Origin of the sequence: Pseudomonas machongensis (assembly GCF_034961125.1) — a bacterium.
Taxonomy (GTDB): Bacteria; Pseudomonadota; Gammaproteobacteria; order Pseudomonadales; family Pseudomonadaceae; genus Aquipseudomonas; species Aquipseudomonas machongensis.
Genome location: NZ_JAYFUI010000007.1, coordinates 1 through 2,909 on the forward strand (window position 1 = coordinate 1; position 2,909 = coordinate 2,909).

2 protein-coding genes and 1 pseudogene are annotated in these 2,909 nt (G+C 64.3%); 2 read left to right on the top strand and 1 reads right to left on the bottom strand.

The genetic code is table 11. From position 1 onward, the window contains the following. Positions 1-322 precede the first annotated feature (322 nt). A complete protein-coding gene (locus VA602_RS00320) occupies positions 323-1,501 on the top strand; it encodes an acetyl-CoA C-acetyltransferase (RefSeq protein WP_323452148.1) in 1,179 nt (392 codons plus the stop codon). Between the two features lie 51 nt (positions 1,502-1,552). On the opposite strand, the gene VA602_RS00325 is transcribed toward VA602_RS00320, so the two are convergent. Then, on the bottom strand, positions 1,553-2,272 hold the full coding sequence (locus tag VA602_RS00325; protein ID WP_197892822.1) for an SDR family NAD(P)-dependent oxidoreductase: 720 nt from the start codon (positions 2,270-2,272) through the stop codon (positions 1,553-1,555). 331 nt (positions 2,273-2,603) lie between these two features. Between VA602_RS00325 and VA602_RS00330 the strand changes: the two are divergent. Next, positions 2,604-2,909, top strand: a pseudogene (locus VA602_RS00330) (methylenetetrahydrofolate reductase C-terminal domain-containing protein); the annotation flags it as partial.

The window sequence follows — 2,909 nt, forward strand, 5'->3', positions numbered from 1 at the left end:
TCGGGGCTTGAGGGGGTTTCACCAAGAGGCGCTGGCTTGCTTCTATCGTCGCTTGCAAACGATGCATTCTTTATCGGCGCTTTGGTGGAAGGGGTGGGGCGATGTCTCCCACGGTCTGTACTGCTGCGAACAGTCAGAATCGGGCATTTAGTCCCACCACCCCTTCAAGTCTAACCATACAAGCGGGCTTGCCCCGCGATGAGGCCGGCACAGACACCCTATTCATTTGCAAACCCGATCAATCACAAAGAAAAACAAACTTCTCAAATGAGCCCCGGGCAGTGATGCTGTCGCGATCCACTTCGCCTCCCGGAGAACAACAATGAACGAAGTCGCTATCGTCGCCGCCACCCGCACTGCCATCGGCAGTTTCCAGGGCTCCCTGGCCAATGTCTCGGCCATCGACCTCGGCGCTGCGGTGATCAAGCGCCTGCTGGAGCAGACCGGCCTCGACCCTGCGCAAGTCGACGAGGTGATCCTCGGCCAGGTGCTGACCGCAGGCGCCGGCCAAAACCCCGCCCGCCAGGCTGCGGTCAAGGCCGGCCTGCCCCACGCGGTGCCAGCGCTGACCCTGAACAAGGTCTGCGGCTCGGGCCTCAAGGCCCTGCATCTGGCGGCCCAGGCGATCCGCTGCGGCGACGCCGAGGTGGTGATCGCCGGCGGCCAGGAGAGCATGAGCCTGGCGCCGTACGTGCTGCCGTCGGCGCGCACCGGCCAGCGCATGGGCCACGGCCAACTGGTCGATACCATGATCACCGACGGCCTGTGGGACGCCTTCAACGACTACCACATGGGCATCACCGCCGAGAACCTGGTGGACAAGTACGCCATCACCCGCGAACAGCAGGATGCCTTTGCCGCCGAGTCCCAGCGCAAGGCGGTGGCCGCTATCGAAGGCGGTCGGTTCAAGGATGAGATCACCCCGATTCACATCCCGCAGAAAAAAGGCGATGCACTGGTGTTCGACACCGACGAGCAACCTCGCCCGGGCACCAGTGCCGAATCGCTGGCCAAGCTGCGCGCGGCTTTCAAGAAAGACGGCAGCGTCACCGCTGGCAACGCCTCGAGCCTCAACGACGGCGCCGCTGCCGTGCTGCTGATGAGCGTCGACAAGGCCAAGGCCCTGGGCCTGCCGGTGCTGGCCAAGATCACCGGCTACGCCAGTGCCGGTGTGGATCCGGCGATCATGGGCATCGGCCCGGTCTCGGCGACCCAGCGCTGCCTGCAGAAGGCTGGCTGGCAGCTGGCCGACCTGGACCTGATCGAGGCCAACGAAGCCTTCGCTGCACAGGCCCTGGCTGTGGGCAAGGAGCTGGCGTGGGATGCGGCGAAGGTCAACGTCAACGGCGGCGCCATCGCCCTTGGCCACCCGATCGGCGCCTCGGGTTGCCGGGTGCTGGTGACCCTGCTGCACGAGATGATCAAGCGCGATGCGAAGAAAGGCCTGGCGACGCTGTGCATCGGTGGTGGCCAAGGTGTCGCGTTGACGATCGAGCGATGAGTCTGGGGTGAGTTCTGCGCAGACGAGCCCGCGAAGCACTCACCGCTATTTTCAGAATCTGTCATCCAGAATCGCCGGCAAGCTCAGCTCCCTGACAAAGCTGGCCGGCGACAGTGACAGGACCATCCTGACCACCTGCACCACATCGTGCACCGGTATCAGTGCCCCTTCGCCACGCTGCGCAGCGTCTGCAACCGGCACCTCCAGGCCATCCTCGGTATTGAGATAGCCGAGGTTCAGGCAGGTCACCCCAAGACGCCGATCGCGGTAGCCCTCACGCAGGGCGTCGGCAATGCCTTGCAGGGCGAACTTGCTGGCACCGAACGTCACCTCCGGGCGCCCGCTGCGCGGCAGGCCCGAAGTCGAGCCCGTCAGCAGGATGCGTGGGTGCTGGCTTTGCAGCAACAGGGGCAGCAGACGTTTGATCAGCAGGATGGTCGCGGTGATGTTGCAACCGACCATGGTTTCAATCTGGGCGTCCTGGTCGTCGAGAAAATCGTAGGCGGGGTCGAAGGCCAGGGGCTCCCAGATGCCCAGGTTGTAGATCAGCGTGTCGATGCCTTGATCAGCCACCGCCTCGGTGATGGTGGCGACGGCGGCTGCGGGGTGAGCGAGGTCGGCTTCGATCCAGCGGGTGTCGATACCCGCGATGACGGGGACATGCGGGGGGATGGCGCGGGCGACGCCGATCAGGGTGTCACCGGGGTTGCCCAGGCCTTGCATCAAAGCCTTGCCCAGCCCTTTGCTGGCGCCGATTACCAGGGTCTTCATCAATAACTCCATTTATCGAGGTTTGGGGAAAGAGGCCGAGACAGCGGTGACCTTTTCGCCGGCAAGCCCGCTCCCACAGGTACTCCACAGTCTTCAGAGCCGCGGGGGCCTGTAGGAGCGGGCTTGCCCGCGAAAAGGTCCCCGCCACAAGCAGATTCGCTCCACAGAGCGCAGCATCCAAGCAGCCCACCAGCTCGATGACAAAGCCCGGCTTGTATCCAGATGTAAACCGCGCAGCGTGTCTGTTTCAGATCAATGCCGTACGCTTGCAGACAACCCACTGCGCCCCCATCCAGCCACACTGTCATCCTGCCCGCACCCGGTACCCACCATGAGCCTGCTCAGACAAGCCCTGAACGACCAATCCTTCGTCTGCATCATGGAGTTCGTCCCCAAGCCTACTGCCCAGCGCTTCGCGGCGCTGGAGAGCATCATGGCGCGTGCGCAGTTGTGTGGTTGGCCACTGGCGGTGTCCATCGCCGACCGGGTCGGCAGTGCGCTCGACATGTCGCCGCTCGACGCCTGCCGCAGCTTCGATACACCGGTCCCGACCCTGCTGCATTTCTCCGGCAAGGACCGCGAGCGCCAGGACCTGCTCGCCCAGTTGCCGCGCATGGACGCCGCTGGCCTGGACCAG